Source organism: Kitasatospora acidiphila, from assembly GCF_006636205.1.
GTDB classification, from domain to species: domain Bacteria; phylum Actinomycetota; class Actinomycetes; order Streptomycetales; family Streptomycetaceae; genus Kitasatospora; species Kitasatospora acidiphila.
Genome location: NZ_VIGB01000003.1, coordinates 1,067,077 through 1,080,787, shown reverse-complemented (window position 1 = coordinate 1,080,787; position 13,711 = coordinate 1,067,077). Strand labels below are relative to the sequence as shown.

The 13,711-nt window shown below is 71.9% G+C and carries 11 protein-coding genes and 2 pseudogenes; 6 read left to right on the top strand and 7 right to left on the bottom strand.

What is annotated here, in order from left to right; translation table 11 throughout:
- Positions 1 to 14: 14 nt before the first annotated feature.
- From E6W39_RS05705 to E6W39_RS05690, 4 genes and pseudogenes are all read left to right on the top strand, one after another.
- A pseudogene (locus E6W39_RS05705) lies at positions 15 to 997 on the top strand (carbohydrate kinase family protein).
- Positions 994 to 1,917, top strand: coding sequence for a methylenetetrahydrofolate reductase [NAD(P)H] (gene metF, locus E6W39_RS05700; protein ID WP_141632571.1), 924 nt, complete (start codon positions 994 to 996; stop codon positions 1,915 to 1,917). The pseudogene E6W39_RS05705 and the gene metF overlap by 4 nt, the downstream one beginning before the upstream one ends.
- 21 nt (positions 1,918 to 1,938) lie before the next feature.
- A complete protein-coding gene (ahcY, locus tag E6W39_RS05695; RefSeq protein ID WP_141632570.1) occupies positions 1,939 to 3,336 on the top strand; it encodes an adenosylhomocysteinase in 1,398 nt (465 codons plus the stop codon).
- 48 nt (positions 3,337 to 3,384) lie between these two features.
- Entirely contained in the window at positions 3,385 to 4,029 is a 645-nt protein-coding gene (locus tag E6W39_RS05690; protein ID WP_141632569.1) for a maleylpyruvate isomerase family mycothiol-dependent enzyme, read from the top strand.
- A gap of 16 nt (positions 4,030 to 4,045) precedes the next feature.
- Here the strand turns inward: E6W39_RS05690 and E6W39_RS05685 are convergent, their stop codons facing one another.
- A complete protein-coding gene (locus E6W39_RS05685) occupies positions 4,046 to 4,771 on the bottom strand; it encodes a PIG-L deacetylase family protein (RefSeq protein WP_141632568.1) in 726 nt (241 codons plus the stop codon).
- A gap of 308 nt (positions 4,772 to 5,079) precedes the next feature.
- On the opposite strand from E6W39_RS05685, the gene E6W39_RS05680 reads away from it, so the two are divergent.
- Together E6W39_RS05680 and E6W39_RS05675 are read left to right on the top strand one after the other, a co-directional pair.
- Positions 5,080 to 6,654, top strand: coding sequence for a class I tRNA ligase family protein (locus tag E6W39_RS05680; protein ID WP_141632567.1), 1,575 nt, complete (start codon positions 5,080 to 5,082; stop codon positions 6,652 to 6,654).
- A 233-nt stretch (positions 6,655 to 6,887) separates the two neighbouring features.
- Positions 6,888 to 7,211: a hypothetical protein gene (locus E6W39_RS05675; protein ID WP_141632566.1), complete on the top strand. Its 324-nt coding sequence runs from the start codon at positions 6,888 to 6,890 to the stop codon at positions 7,209 to 7,211.
- An 88-nt stretch (positions 7,212 to 7,299) separates the two neighbouring features.
- Here E6W39_RS05675 and E6W39_RS05670 read toward each other — a convergent pair whose 3' ends face one another.
- From E6W39_RS05670 to E6W39_RS05645, 6 genes and pseudogenes are all read right to left on the bottom strand, one after another.
- Positions 7,300 to 7,737, bottom strand: coding sequence for a Fur family transcriptional regulator (locus tag E6W39_RS05670; protein ID WP_228717984.1), 438 nt, complete (start codon positions 7,735 to 7,737; stop codon positions 7,300 to 7,302).
- Positions 7,738 to 7,862: 125 nt separating this feature from the next.
- Positions 7,863 to 8,882 carry a helix-turn-helix transcriptional regulator gene (locus E6W39_RS05665; protein ID WP_141632564.1) on the bottom strand — a complete coding sequence of 340 codons (1,020 nt, stop codon included), beginning with the start codon at positions 8,880 to 8,882 and terminating at the stop codon, positions 7,863 to 7,865.
- 111 nt (positions 8,883 to 8,993) lie between these two features.
- Positions 8,994 to 9,599 (bottom strand): class I SAM-dependent methyltransferase, encoded by a 606-nt coding sequence (locus E6W39_RS05660; protein ID WP_141632563.1) that lies wholly within the window; start codon positions 9,597 to 9,599, stop codon positions 8,994 to 8,996.
- A 181-nt stretch (positions 9,600 to 9,780) separates the two neighbouring features.
- Positions 9,781 to 10,284, bottom strand: coding sequence for a GNAT family N-acetyltransferase (locus E6W39_RS05655; protein WP_141632562.1), 504 nt, complete (start codon positions 10,282 to 10,284; stop codon positions 9,781 to 9,783).
- Between the two features lie 192 nt (positions 10,285 to 10,476).
- Positions 10,477 to 12,779: pseudogene (locus tag E6W39_RS05650) on the bottom strand (heavy metal translocating P-type ATPase).
- Positions 12,776 to 13,711 (bottom strand): hypothetical protein, encoded by a 936-nt coding sequence (locus E6W39_RS05645; RefSeq protein ID WP_228717983.1) that lies wholly within the window; start codon positions 13,709 to 13,711, stop codon positions 12,776 to 12,778. The pseudogene E6W39_RS05650 and the gene E6W39_RS05645 overlap by 4 nt, the downstream one beginning before the upstream one ends.

Genomic DNA, 13,711 nt, shown 5'->3' with positions numbered 1-13,711 from the left:
CAGAGGAGACTCCCGTGCGCCTCGCCGTCACCGGCTCCATCGCCACCGACCATCTGATGACCTTTCCGGGCCGCTTCACCGACCAGCTGATCCCCGACCGGCTCAGCACCGTCTCGCTCTCCTTCCTCGCCGACGGCCTCGAAGTGCGGCGTGGCGGAGTGGCCGCCAACATCGCCTTCGGGCTGGGCCTGCTGGGCCACACCCCCACCCTGGTGGGGCGGCCGGCCCGGACTTCGACGACTACCGCCTCTGGCTCAAGCAGCACGGGGTGGACACCGACCACGTGCGGATCAGCGAGACCCGGCACACCGCCCGGTTCGTCTGCACCACCGACCAGCAGCAGAACCAGATCGCCACCTTCTACCCGGGCGCCATGTCGGAGGCCGCCGAGATCGACCTCGCGGTCGTCGCCGAGCAGGCCGGCGGCTTCGACCTGGTGCTGATCGCCCCGGACGACCCCGCCGCGATGCTGCGGCACACCGACGCCTGCTGCCGCACCGGCATCCCGTTCGCCGCCGACCCCTCCCAGCAGCTGGCCCGCCTCACCCAGCCAGAGGTGCGCCAACTCCTCGACGGTGCGAGGTACTTGTTCACCAATGAGTACGAGGCCGCGCTGCTGCTCAAGCTCAGTGGCTGGTCCCGGCGCGAGATCCTGGACCGGGTCGGCCACTGGATCACCACCCTCGGCGCCGACGGCGTGCGGGTGGAGAGCGCGGGCAGCACACCGGTGGCCGTGCCCGCCGTGCCGGTGGCGCGGGTCAGCGACCCGACCGGCGTGGGCGACGCGTTCCGGTCCGGCTTCCTGGCCGCCCGCAGCTGGGGCCTCCCGCTCGACCGCTCCGCCCAACTCGGCTGCGCCATCGCGGCGGTGGTGCTCGGCTGCACCGGCACCCAGGAGTACCGGCTGCGCCGCGGCGACCTGCTGCACAGCCTCGCCGAGGGCTACGGCCCGCAGGCCGCCGCCGATGTCGCGATCGCCTGGGCGGGCCCCGCATGACCAGCCGACCGTCCGCCGCCCGGTCGCCGCGCCGCCTGCGCGACCTCCTGGCGGCGGGCGAACCCACCTACTCCTTCGAGTTCTTCCCGGCCAAGGACGCCGCCGGCGAGCGCGACCTGTGGGCGGCGATCCGCCGCGTCGAGGCCGTCCGGCCGACCTTCGTCTCCGTGACCTACGGCGCCGGCGGCTCCTCGCGCGACCGCACCATCGCCACCACCGAGCGGATCGCCGCCCACAGCACCCTGCTGCCCGTCGCCCACCTGACCGCCGTCGGCCATGCCAGGGCCGAACTGCGGGCGATCATCCGGCGGTACGCCGACGCCGGCATCCGTGATGTGCTGGCACTGCGCGGCGATCCGCCCGGTGACCCGCGCGGCGCCTGGCAGCCGCACCCGCAGGGCTTCCAGCACGCCGCCGAGCTCGTGCAACTCCTCAAGGAGAGCGGCTCGTTCACGGTCGGCGTGGCCGCCTTCCCGGAGCGGCACCCGCGTTCACCGGACTGGGAGAGCGACATCCGGCACTTCGTCGCCAAGTGCCGAGCCGGTGCCGACTACGCCATCACCCAGATGTTCTTCCGAGTTGACGACTATCTGCGGCTGCGCGACAAGGTCGCGGCTGCGGGCTGCGCCACCCCCATCATCCCGGAGATCATGCCGGCCACCGCCTACGGCCAGATCCGCCGCTTCGCCGAACTGAGCAACGCCGCTTTCCCCGCCGAACTGGCCGCCCGGCTGGCCGATGCCCGCGGTGACGCGGCCGCCGGCCACCGCATCGGCGTCGAGCACGCGACCCGGATGGCCGACCGCCTGCTCCAGGAGGGCGCCCCCGGGCTGCACTTCATCACCCTCAACCGATCGACTGCCGCGCTTGAGATCTACCGCAACCTCGGCCTCGACCAGCCCGTTGAATCCGCTGCCTGACCACTCATCGGAGGAACCCCCATGACTGCCGACTTCAAGGTTGCCGACCTCTCGCTGGCCGCATTCGGCCGCAAGGAGATCCAGCTCGCCGAGCACGAGATGCCCGGCCTGATGTCGATCCGCAAGGAGTACGCCGCCAGCCAGCCGCTGGCCGGCGCCCGGGTCACCGGTTCGCTGCACATGACGGTGCAGACCGCCGTGCTGATCGAGACCCTGGTGGCGCTCGGCGCCGAAGTGCGCTGGGCGTCCTGCAACATCTTCTCCACCCAGGACCACGCCGCCGCCGCGATCGCCGCGGCCGGCATCCCGGTCTTCGCCTGGAAGGGCGAGACGCTGGAGGAGTACTGGTGGTGCACCGAGCAGGCGCTCAGCTGGCCGGACGGCCAGACCCCGAACATGATCCTGGACGACGGCGGTGACGCCACCCTGCTGATCCACCAGGGTGTCGAGTACCAGAAGGCCGGTGCCGTCCCCGACCCGGCCACGGCGGAGAACGAGGAACTGGCCGTGGTGCTGGCACTGTTGGGGCGCAGCACCATCGACTGGGCGCAGGTCGCCGCCACGATCAAGGGCGTGACCGAGGAGACCACCACGGGTGTGCACCGGCTGTACGAGATGCACCGGGACGGCAAGCTGCTGTTCCCGGCGATCAACGTCAACGACTCGGTGACCAAGTCGAAGTTCGACAACAAGTACGGCTGCCGGCACTCGCTGATCGACGGCATCAACCGGGCCACCGATGTGCTGATCGGCGGCAAGGTCGCGGTGGTGTGCGGCTACGGCGACGTGGGCAAGGGCTGCGCGGAGTCGCTGCGCGGTCAGGGTGCCCGGGTGATCGTCACCGAGGTCGACCCGATCTGCGCGCTGCAGGCGGCGATGGACGGCTACCAGGTGACCACCCTGGAGGACGTCGTCGAGATCGCCGACATCTTCATCACCACCACGGGCAACAAGGACATCATCATGTCCTCGCACATGGAGCGGATGAAGCACCAGGCGATCGTGGGCAACATCGGCCACTTCGACAACGAGATCGACATGGCCGGTCTGGCGAAGCTGCCGGGTGTGGTGAAGACCGAGGTCAAGCCGCAGGTGCACGAGTGGCGCAAGGCGGACGGCCGCACGATCATCGTGCTGTCCGAGGGCCGCCTGCTGAACCTGGGCAACGCGACCGGTCACCCGTCGTTCGTGATGTCCAACTCGTTCGCGAACCAGACGATCGCGCAGATCGAGCTGTTCACCAAGACCGAGCAGTACCCGATCGGTGTGTACGTGCTGCCCAAGCACCTGGACGAGAAGGTCGCCCGCCTCCACCTGGACGCGCTGGGCGTCAAGCTGACCACGCTGACCCAGGAGCAGGCCGACTACATCGGCGTCCCGGTCGAGGGCCCGTACAAGGCGGAGCAGTACCGCTACTGACGCTCCATCAACTCATCCATCGGCTAAGCGAGAAGGAACCCATGAGCCATGGCCGCACATCGAGACCCGGACCGCCCCGGCAGGCTGCTGCGCATCGAACGTGAGACGCTGCTCCCACTGCTCCGCAGCCTGCCGGCCACCGAGTTCGAGCGCCGCACGGCCTGCCCGGCCTGGAACATCCGGGAGTTGACCGCACACTGCGGGGCCGCACTGGTCCGCATCATCGAGGGGCGACTGCCGGCCTTCACCCCCGAGCACAACGCGGCCGACGTGCACGAGCGCGCCGACTGGCCGCTGAGCAGCATCCTGGACGAACTCGACTACGGCATGGCCGAGGCCGGCCCCGCCATCGTGGCGGCCGGCGGCGAGTTGGACGTCATCGCGCTGGGCGAATGGGTGCACGCCGGCGACGTCCGCGAGGCCCTCGGGATCCCCGGGGCATACCGGAGCGAGGGCCTGGCGGACGCGCTGGCACTGCTGGCCGCGGTGAGCCGGGACCGCGGCACCCCGAGGGTCTGCGCCTTCACCCCGCGCAGTTCCTGGCAGTTCGGCAACCTGGTGGCCGGCCGGGCACCGGCCCGACTGCACAGCGACGAGGACACGCTGATCCGGATGTACACCGGTCGGCCGGTCTCCGAGGAGCACTACGAACTGGTCGGTGCCGGCCGCGAGGAACTGGTCATCTACCACTGACCGGTGGCACGGCGGCTCAGAGCCGGACCACCTGGAAGGCCTCGGCCAGCCGGCCCGGGGCCAACCGGCCGGCGAGGGCGTGCTCGGTCTGCCAACGCCGCAGCAGGGCCTCCAGATCGGCCAGATTGGCGGTCTGCGAGGTGTGCAGCTTCAGCGCGGCGAACTTCTGGTCGAAGACATCGGTGACGTCCACGAAGTGGTTGGGGGAGGGGCCCATGATCAGCCAGATCTCCGGCACCTCCCACGCCGCCAGCCCCTCGTCCCGCAGCAACTCCGGGTGGGCGAACGGATTGCGGGCGTCCGGATAGACCGCCCGCAGGGCCGCCTCACCCGCCGCCCGGTGGTCCGGATGGACATCGGCGATCCGGTCCCAGTTGATCTCCGGACTGGGCAGCACCACCACCTCGGGCCGCACCTCGCGGATCACCCGGGTCAGATCGCGGCGCAGCTCCATGGTGGGCTCCAACCGCCCGTCCGGATAGGCGAGGAACCGCACGTCCTTCACTCCGGTGGCGGCCGCCGCCGCGCGCTGCTCGGCCCGGCGCAGCGGCGCGATGCTCTGCCGGGGCAGGGCCTCGTCATAGCCGCCGTTGTCGCCGTCGGTCAGCACGCAGTAGGTCACCTCCGTCCCCTGCGCGGTCCACTGCAGCACCGTGCCGGCGGTGCAGAACTCGGAGTCATCGGGATGCGCGGTGACCACCAGCACCCTCTCCGGTGGCGAAACCTGGCGTTCCTGGGGCATGCGTCGCTCCTCTCGGCGGCTGGACGCCGCCAGCTTCACCCGAGGGCCCGGTGGCGGACAACGAACCCGAAATGGCGCACCTCTGACATGGCGTCAATCCGTCACGGCGCGTCCGAGCAGCCCCATGGCGTCCACACGCCACGGCAGGTGGACGCCGCGCCAACGCGCCCGGCAGCGGCTTTCCGGCTGGCACGATGGAGCCCGCGCCCCGCCGAAGCCCCGAGCTGCCTACCGCCTCGGGGTGAGGACTCTCCCGGTCCGGCGCGCCCCGGTAACCCGCCCGGCCGTGACGGCAAGGAGGCACGTTCGTGTCAGCACCCGTATGGATCACCGCGACCCCGCCAGTGCCCGACGGCGAACTCCACGTCGGCCACCTGGCCGGACCCTACGTCGCCGCCGACGTGCTGCGCCGCTACCTGAGCGCCGACGGCCGCCCGGTCCGCCTCACCAGCGGCATCGACCAGCACCACACCGCCGTCGAGCGCTGCGCACTGCTCCAGGGCCGCAAGGCCGACGAGGTCGCGGACGGTTACGCCGAGACCATCGCCGTCGACTGGGAGCGCGCGGGCGTCGAGTTCGACGACCTGCTGATCCCCAGCCGGCAGACCGGCTACCGCGGCCAGGTCCAGGACCTGCTCGCCCGACTGCACGCCGACGGCACCGTGGTCGCCCGCAGCCGGCTGCTGCCCTACTGCGGGCCCTGCGACCGCTGGCTGCACTCCGCCCTCGTCACCGGCGGCTGCCCGTACTGCGGCACCGCCACCACGGGCGGCGGCTGCCCGCAGTGCGCGCGGCCGAACGACTGCGGCGACCTGCTCGACCCGGTCTGCGCGCTGTGCGGCACCGCGGCCGTGCTGCGCCAGTGCCGTCGCCTCTACCTGCCGCTGGAGGCGCACCGCGACCGGCTGCTGGAGTTCTGGCGAACCACGGCGATGCCGCCCCGCCTGGCCGTGCTGTGCGAGCAGTTGGCCCGCGACGGGCTGGTCGAGCTGGCGGTCAGCCACCCGGCCGACCGGGGCATCGAGGTGACCGTCGACGGGTTCGAGGACCAGCGGATCGACTCCCGCTTCGAGCTGGCGGTCGGCCACGTCCTGACCGCCCAGCGGCTCGCGCCCGAGACCGCGCCGCTGCAGTTCTTCGGCTTCGACCAGGCGCACCACCAGGTGGCGGTGCTGCCCGCGCTGCTGCTGAGCCTGGGGCTGCCGGCGCCGGCCGGCTACCAGGTCAACGAGTTCGCCCTGTTCCAGGGGCGCAAGATGTCCACCTCGGCCCGCCACGCCGTCTGGGCACTGGACGCTCTGACCGAGGCCGGCTCCGACGCGCTGCGCCGCCAGGTGCTCGCCGACCGCCCGGTGGGGCGGGCCACCGACTTCAGCCTGGACGACCTGGACGGCGCCCGGGCGTTCCTGGAGGGCACCTGGAACCCCTGGCTCGCCGGCCTGTTCGCCGCGGTGCGCGAGGAGTGCGCCGGACTCGTGCCCGAGGAGCGGCCGGACGGCACTGGCTGGCCGGTGCTGCACGACCGGCTGTGCGCCACCGTGGCCGAACTGCGCACCGCCTACGAGGCTGAGACCTTCGACCCGCGGCGCGCGGTCGCACTGCTGGACGAAGTGGTGCGGCTGGCCACCGACTTCCAGCTGGTCAACGCACCTGAGCGGGAGCGCGGCAGCGGCCGCGCACCCTACCGGGCCGCCCTGGCCGCCCAGTTGGCGGTGGCCCGGGCGCTGGCCGCCTGGGCCTGGCCGGTGATGCCCGAGGGAGCCGCCCGGCTGGCCCGCGCCCTCGGCGACCGGCCCGGCGCCCCCGTGCGCTCCGACGCCCTCCAGGCACCCCGTCCGGGCACCCGCCTGGCACCGCCCAGCGGGCCGGTGTTCGGGTTCTGACGAGGGCTCTGGCGAGGGCTCTGACGAGGGTTTCGGTCAGCGTCTTGGCGGGGTTTGAGGCGCCGCTCAGGGGGCTGCCGTGGCAGAAGTGCGCCATGGCCTGGGTGCGACGGTGGAAGCTCTTTCCGTTGACCGGAGGCGCGGACCACTATGGGTTCCGCGCCCCCGGCGACCGGCCCGAGCCGACCGTCGGGGAGCACCCGAGACCACCTGAACTCCCGGAGGAAGAAGCCTTGTTCACGCACGCGCGCTCGCTGCGGACCGCCCTTCGCCTCGCCGTCCCGGCCGCCCTGATCGCGGTGCCGGCCGCAGTCGGCCTCGCCGTCGAGAGCCCCGCACCCGCCGCCGCGCCGCACCCGGCCGTCGCCATCGTCTGGCCACCGGCCGCGGCAACGGCCCCGACCACCCAGGCCGACGCCCCGACCACCCAGGCGGGCGTCCTGATCGCCCAGGCCGATGCTCCGGTGGCGCAGCCCAGCGCCCGGGTGGTGCAGCCCGCCATCGTCTGGCCGCCCTCCGCCGCGCGACCCGCGATCGTGTGGCCGCCGACTGCCTGACGATCCGTCAGACCGCCTCGGGCCGTCACCCCCTCCGGTCGCGCAGCCAGCCATCGCATGGCGCCAGCATGACGGTCCGTCAGATCACTTACTCCGACCCGCGCTTGCGGCAGTCCGGGCACTCCCCGTGGTACACCACCTCGGTGTCGTCGACCCGCCAGCCGCGCAGCGCCTGCTTCGGTGCCGCCGGCGCCTCGACCTCGACGTTGGCCACCCGCCCGCAGCGGTGGCAGACCGCATGCTGATGCGGCGCCCCGGCGAGCTCGAAGACCGCCGTCCGGCCGGGGCGTTCGAACTTGCGGACCAGTCCGGTCTCCATGAAGTTGCGGAGCATCTCGTACACGGCCTGGCTGGTCAGCGTGCCCAGCCGGTTCCTGGCCGCCGCCGTGATGGACTCGACGTCCTGGTGCGGCTCGGCGGTCAGCAGCTGGAGCACCTCGAGGCGCGGGCTGGTGACCCGCAGACCGACGTCCCGGAGCAGCTGGATCGCCGCATCACGGTCTGTCGCCAGCGTGTTGAGTGCCATCAGCCCCACCATTAGGTCGACCAAAGATTTGGTTCAATCATACCTCTTGGTCGCCCTCAAGAGCAGGGCGCGACGGGGCGTAGCAGCGCACCCGACGGGCGCACGCCCATGCCCGCCGCTGCCCGCTAGTCCAGCCACCCCAGCTTCGCCGCCCGCACCCCCGCCTCGAAGCGGCTGGAGGCCCCGAGCTCCTGCATGACCTCCGACAGCAGCCGGCTGAGGGTGCGCAGCGAGATCCCCAGCGAGCGGGCGATCCGCTCGTCCTTCATCCCGGCTGCCAGCATCCGGATGGCCGCGTGCTGCTGGTCGGTGAGCTTGTCACTGCCGTGCTGGTACTCCTCGCTGCGGCCCAGCACGGCCGAGGTGTGCCAGCAGTACTCGTAGAGCGCCAGGTAGGAGCGGACCAGGGCCGGGCCCCGGGCCAGGATCGCGCCGGCCTCCTGGTTGTCCGGGTCGACCGGCAGCAGTGCGGTGCGGCGGTCGCTGAGGATCATGTTCAGCGGCACCACGGCCGCCAACCGGACCTCCACCCCGAGGTCGATCTGCTTCTGGAAGAACTCCGCCAGGGCGGGCACCGACTGGAACCGGTGCTGGTAGACCGCCCGGACCCGGACGCCCGCCTCGATCAGCCTGCGGTCACGCTCCAGTCCCGCGGTCAGGAACTCGCCGGCCGGCAGCGCGCCCGGGTGCATCGAGGCGATCTCGGTGCGCGCCGTGTCCGAGAGGTCGTCCAGGGTCTGCTGGATCCGGTGATGACCGGTCAGCACCTCCACCTCGACCTCGGAGGGCACCACCGCGCCGCCGCGCAGGTAGCGCTGGGTGAGGTCCTGGACGGCGGCGTGGGTCCGCTGCGCGCGCTGCTGGCGGAGCTCCACCTCCTGGTTCTCGCGGGCCAGCATCCGCAGCAGCGCGACCTCGGGGTCGACGGTGGTCACCTGCCCGCTGTGGTCCTCGCAGCCGTCGGTGGTGATCAGGCCGAGGGCGTCAAGTTCCGCTCGGCACTCCGTGGCCTGCTGTGCGGTCAGGCCCAGGCCCGTTGCCAACTCGGCGTAGTCGCAGGTGCCACGGGCCCGGAGTTCCTGGTAGATCGAGAGCGCCTGTGTGGAGGACTTGCCGTTGGAAGACCTGCCGTTGTGCGAAGCCACCACGCCGCCCCCTCCCACGTCCAGTGTGTGGGCATATTACCTGACGGCGTGTTATCTGCTCGCAACCCAGTGAAACCCGGGTGAAACAACGGAAAGCGCGGTTGCCGGTCGTTATCGACCGCGCGGTGCGCACAACAGGAAGGTGCTCTCCAGGCCTTCGCAGAGCGGTCGGGTGTCGCGGCGGCGGATCCGCAGACCGGCCGCCCGCAGGTCGCCGACAATCGCCGCGGTTTCCAGACCGGGCGCCATGATTCGCGGCCGACGTGCGCAGATGTAGTCCAGCGCCAGGACGCCGCCGTTCCGCAGATGCGCGGCGACCTGCCGGAACAGGGCCGGCCGGACGGCCCGCGGCAGCTCCAGCACGGTGCCCGCGGCCAGCATCACCAGGCCGTAGCTGCGGCTCAGGCGCAGCTGCGCCAGATCGGCCTCGATGGTCGTGACGCGACCTCGGACAACGTCAAGTCGGCCGGCCCAGTCGCGCAGTCGCACGAGCGACGGGCCGTCGTGGTCCACCGCGTCGACGTCGAAGCCGTGCCGGGCGAGCGGCACGGCGAAGCGCCCGTCTCCGGAGCCGAGATCCAGCACCGGCCCTTCGGTGGCGCGAGCCGCTCGCAGGTATTCCAGAATATCGGCGCCGTGCGCGCCGGCCAGCCATTCGGCCTCGCTGTCCAGGGGCGGGAATACCGAGATTTCCGGCTGTCCGACGAGCAGGTCCATAAAGCTCCTCCGGGAGGGGAACGGCGTGGGAATTCCGGTCGGGGAAGGTCATTCCATTGTGGGGTCGACCGGGGGAGGAGACCAGGAATCCGCGCGGCGCAAGCACGCCGCGGCCGGTCCACGCCAAGGAGGAGGCCGAGGAGGCGGCCAAGGAGGAGGCCGAGAAGGAGCTGCTCGTCGGTCAGATCGCCCGCCGCAGCCGCAGGTCGCCGTCGCTCGGACCGTCGGTGGTGGCCTGGAAGCCCTGGCTGGTGAGGAACGGCAGCGCGGCTGTGTCGGAGCCGTCTCCGTGCAGGTTGACCCACTGCTGGTGGGCGCCGCGGGCCAACTGCTGCCCGGTGACGGCGTCCAGCAGCGAGCGGCCGATGCCCCGGCGGCGGTGCTCCGCGTCGACGCAGAGGTTGTAGACCTCGCCCGAGCCGATGGTGGTGATGCCGCCCGCCGCCGCGCCGACCACCGTGCCGTCGTGGTCGGCGACCTGCCAGCCCAGCCAGCCGTCCCCGGCGCCGGACGCCGAGATCTCCACGGCGATGCGGTCCACCCGGCAGTAGCAGGCGATCAGCCGCTCGGTGCGCTGGCCGCCGAGGTACTCCGCATAGTCGTCGCGCCAAGTGGTCGCGAGGAGGCGGGAGATGGCCGCGGCCTCCGCCGGGCGGGCAGGACGCAGCTCCACCGTCGGGTCCATCGATCGGTCCTCTTTTCGGCGTGTGAGCGGTAGTGCAGGCCAGTAGAGCGGAGCGATTAGGCGAAATCAAGCCCGCTTCCCGGCGCCGGAGTTCTGCGAATTTACTTAGGAATCCGGTGAGAACGGCGGGAAATGACGGTGGTACCGACCGGCCTCGGGCCGAGCGGTACCACCGGGTGCACGACTGCCGGTTCAGTCGGCCGTGTTGGGCTGCGGCAGCGGCCGGAACCGGCGCAGCCGCAGGCTGTTGGAGACCACGAAGACCGAGGAGCAGGCCATCGCCGCGCCCGCGATCATCGGGTTCAGCAGTCCGGCCGCCGCCAGCGGCAGCGCCGCCACGTTGTAGGCGAAGGCCCAGAACAGGTTGGACTTGATGGTCGACAGGGTCTTGCGGGACAGCCGGATCGCGTCGGACGCCACCCGCAGGTCGCCGCGGACCAGGGTGAGGTCGGCGGCCTCGATCGCCACATCCGTGCCGGTGCCCATGGCCAGCCCCAGGTCGGCCTGGGCCAGCGCGGCGGCATCGTTGACGCCGTCCCCGACCATCGCGACCCGCCGACCTTCCGACTGCAGGCGCTTCACCACGTCCGCCTTGTCGGCCGGCAGCACCTCGGCGATCACCTCGTCGATCCCGACCTCGGCCGCCACCGAGCGGGCCACGGTCGCGTTGTCACCGGTCAGCAGCACCGGAGTCAGGCCCATTCGGCGCAACTGCCGCACCGCGTCCGCCGAGGTGGGCTTGACGGTGTCGGCCACGACCAGCACGCCCCGCGCCTTGCCGTCCCAGCCGACCGCGACGGCCGTCCGGCCGGCCGCCTCGGCCGCGCTCTTGGCCCGCTCCAACTCCACGCCCAGCGGCTGACTCCACTCCTGCAGCAGCTTGGTCCGCCCGACCAGCACCGCGTGCCCGTCCACCACGCCCTGCACGCCGAGGCCCTCGATGTTGGTGAAGTCCGCCACCGCCGGCAGCTCGCCGGCCCGCTGCACCGCGCCCTTGGCGATCGCCCGGGCGATCGGGTGCTCCGAGGCGTCCTCCAACGCACCCGCCAGCCGCAGCAGTTGCTCCTCGTCCTCACCCTCGGCGGTGATCACCTCGACCAGCGCCATCTGGCCGGTGGTGACGGTTCCGGTCTTGTCCAGCACCACGGTGTCGATCCGGTGGGTCGACTCCAGCACCTCAGGACCCTTGATCAGGATGCCCAGTTGGGCGCCGCGCCCGGTGCCGACCAGCAGCGCGGTCGGGGTGGCCAGGCCGAGGGCGCACGGGCAGGCGATGATCAGCACGGCGACCGCGGCGGTGAACGCCTCACCGGCACCGGATCCGGCGCCCAACCAGAAACCGAGGGTGGCCACGGCCAGCGCGATCACGATCGGCACGAAGATCCCGGACACCCGGTCGGCGAGCCGCTGCACCTCCGCCTTGCCGTTCTGCGCGTCCTCCACCAGCCGGGCCATCTGGGCGAGTTGGGTGTCCGAGCCGATCCGCTCGGCCCGCACCAGGAGGCGGCCGCCGGCGTTGACGGTGGCACCGGTCACCGTGTCGCCGACCGACACCTCGACCGGCACCGACTCGCCGGTGAGCATGCTGGCGTCGATCGCCGAACTGCCCTCCACGATCACGCCGTCGGTGGCGACCTTCTCACCGGGACGCACCACGAACACGTCGCCGACGCCCAACTGCCCGATCGGGATGCGCTCCTCGCGCCCGTCCCGGATCACCGAGACGTCCTTGGCGCCGAGTTCCAGCAGTGCCCGCAGCGCGGACCCGGCCCGCCGCTTGGCGCGGGCCTCGAAGTACCGCCCGGCCAGGATGAAGGTGGTGACGCCGGCCGCGGCCTCCAGGTAGATGTTCCCGGCGCCGTCGCTGTGCCCGATGGTCAGGTCGAACGGGTGGTGCATGTGCGGCATGCCCGCGCTGCCAAGGAACAGCGCGTAGAGCGACCAGCCGAGCGCCGCCAGGGTGCCGACCGAGATCAGGGTGTCCATGGTGGCCGCGCCGTGCCGCAGGTTGGTCCAGGCGGCCTTGTGGAACGGCCAGGCGCCGTACGCGACCACCGGGGCGGCCAGCGTCAGCGACGCCCACTGCCAGTTGTTGAACTGCAGTGCGGGGACCATCGCCAGCAGGATCACCGGAACCGCCAGCGCGGCCGAGATCAGCAGCCGCAGGCGCAGCGTGGTGACGTGGTCGTTCCCGTCCTCGGCGGCCTCGCTCCCGGCGCCGCCCTGCTCGCCCCCGGGCTTGGGGGCAGCGGCAGGGTGGCGGTGTAGCCGGCCTTCTCCACCTGCGCGACCAGGTCCTCGGGAGTGATGCCGCTGGGGAAGCTGACCTTGGCCTTCTCGGTGGCGTAGTTGACGGTGGCGGTGACGCCCTCCATCTTGTTCAACCGCTTCTCGATCCGGGCCGCGCAGGAGGCGCAGGTCATCCCGCCGATCAGCAGCTCGACGCGGTCCTCCTCACCGGTCGGCAGGACCGGCCCCTGGACGGTGGAACTCATCGTCCCTCCTCGGTGCTCGCAGTGGCGTGGACGGTGAACGCGGCGGTGTGCACGACCCCGGCGCGCTGGAAGTCCAGGAACAGCCGGTAGTCGCCGGCGGTGGGCACGGTCACGTAGAACGCCACGTCGGGCCCGGCGGCGGTGTGCCCGTCGCCCGGCTCGCCGTCCGGGTGGACGTGCAGGTAGCCCAAGTCCCCGGCGCGCATGGCCACCAGGTGCCCATAGGCGCCCAGGTACGGCTGGAGGTCGGTCACCAGGCCGTGGGTGTCGGCGATCTCGAAGGTCAGCTTGGCGCTCTGACCGGCCGTCACCTGGCCGTTCATGGAGACGGTGTAGCCGTCGACGCCGGCGCTGGTGGCCGGTGCGGGGAGCGGCTGCGGCTGGTAGTCGCCGGCCACCGCCAGGTCGGTGCCCAGGGTGACGTTCTCGGTGGCGCCGGCCGGGGTGAAGTCGGCCACCATCCGGTAGCCGCCGGCGGCCGGGAAGGTCACCGGGACGTGCCAACTGCCGTCCGCCGCCAGGGTCGGGTGCAGGTGCTGATACTGCGTCAAGTCCTCACGGAGCAGGATCAGATGGAGCTCCTTTCCGTGCTCCTCCTGGTAGGAGGTGAGCGGTGCGCCGTTCGGGCCCCGGACGGTGAAGCTCAGGTCGGTCTGCTGACCGGGCGTCAGGTTGGCCGGCCGGGTCTGCAGCGCATAGCCGCGGTCGAACGCCGCGAGGGCGCCGGCGGCCGGAGCTTCAGCGCTCGGCTGCCCTGATGACATGCCCGGCATCCCAGGCATGCCCGGCATGCCGTTGCTCCCGTGCGCGCTGCTCGCGGCCTTCTTGGCGCCCGTGTCCAGCGGACCGACCGCATGGCCGATGCCGGCGGCCCCACCCAGAACCACGACCAGTCCCAGGGCGAACGCTGCCAAGCGAGTTGGGGTGTTCAC

What these genes read in the sequence shown, in the direction of transcription:
- ahcY (WP_141632570.1), top strand. Translation starts at nt 1,939, where the DNA reads ATGACTGCCGACTTCAAGGTTGCCGACCTCTCGCTGGCCGCATTCGGC.
- metF (WP_141632571.1), top strand. Translation starts at nt 994, where the DNA reads ATGACCAGCCGACCGTCCGCCGCCCGGTCGCCGCGCCGCCTGCGCGAC.
- E6W39_RS05655 (WP_141632562.1), bottom strand. Translation starts at nt 10,284, where the DNA reads ATGGACCCGACGGTGGAGCTGCGTCCTGCCCGCCCGGCGGAGGCCGCG.
- E6W39_RS05660 (WP_141632563.1), bottom strand. Translation starts at nt 9,599, where the DNA reads ATGGACCTGCTCGTCGGACAGCCGGAAATCTCGGTATTCCCGCCCCTG.
- E6W39_RS05690 (WP_141632569.1), top strand. Translation starts at nt 3,385, where the DNA reads ATGGCCGCACATCGAGACCCGGACCGCCCCGGCAGGCTGCTGCGCATC.
- E6W39_RS05685 (WP_141632568.1), bottom strand. Translation starts at nt 4,771, where the DNA reads ATGCCCCAGGAACGCCAGGTTTCGCCACCGGAGAGGGTGCTGGTGGTC.
- E6W39_RS05670 (WP_228717984.1), bottom strand. Translation starts at nt 7,737, where the DNA reads ATGGCACTCAACACGCTGGCGACAGACCGTGATGCGGCGATCCAGCTG.